The 752-nt window shown below is 35.8% G+C and carries 1 protein-coding gene; it reads right to left on the bottom strand.

Annotation, left to right across the window (positions count from 1 at the left end):
- Positions 1 to 272 precede the first annotated feature (272 nt).
- Positions 273 to 752: hypothetical protein (locus A9G36_RS10200; RefSeq protein WP_176701026.1), on the bottom strand; the 480-nt coding region annotated here is incomplete at its 5' end.

Here is a 752-nt window from a genome sequence, read left to right as displayed (position 1 = left end):
TGTAGCTATCTGTTTTATTTACAGTTATAGCGACCAACAAATTCTACCAGATTTTTTAAATTTTTAAAGATTTTTAACTTATTGATTTTTAATAAGTCGTAAGTAGGCTTTTTCCAATTTCTATCGCTCCACCAAGAAACACCAATTTTTAATTTAAATTCAAAAAGATATAAATATTCGAATGTACCTAAACAAAAAATATTGTCTTTTACTTTCGTATTAGCGTGAGCTTTGCCCTACTTATTTATGGTGTGTTTTTTACACAATTACGATCATACAAGGTTTATTATCCTCTGAATTATTATCGATTGTTTAATACAGAATAACGGGTTAATGCGCTCTTCTTTTTCTAGTTGCCAGTTGCTTTTGACATGTTCGTGCGCTTCGTCCACTTTTTTCATGGCAAAGTCTCGCTGATAAGGCTCGGTGATGCCAAGTTTATCTAATCCCGCTTCAATAAGCGCTTTTTGTTGTTGCTTTTCTTCTTCAAATAGCTCATCAACTTCGTTCCATTTGCTTAACCCTTCATCAGCATACCATTCACTTTCATAGTTTATCAATAAATGCCCTATCTGCTCCGCTGTCCAACTTCTGCGTAACCCTTCCTTTAAATCCCTATCCGTAAAAGTCGGTGGCGGTAGGTCTTTTTTTCGTTGGGTTGAATATATCAGTGTGCCGGTTAAGATTTGCTGTAATTCTCGCATCGCCGGCGTGTAATCGGCTAAATCTAAGGTGGCAACGTTATTTTTGCT

It is taken from the genome of Gilliamella sp. Choc6-1, from assembly GCF_001690385.1.
Taxonomy (GTDB): domain Bacteria; phylum Pseudomonadota; class Gammaproteobacteria; order Enterobacterales; family Orbaceae; genus Gilliamella; species Gilliamella apicola_A.
This window is presented reverse-complemented; position numbering and strand designations above follow the sequence as displayed.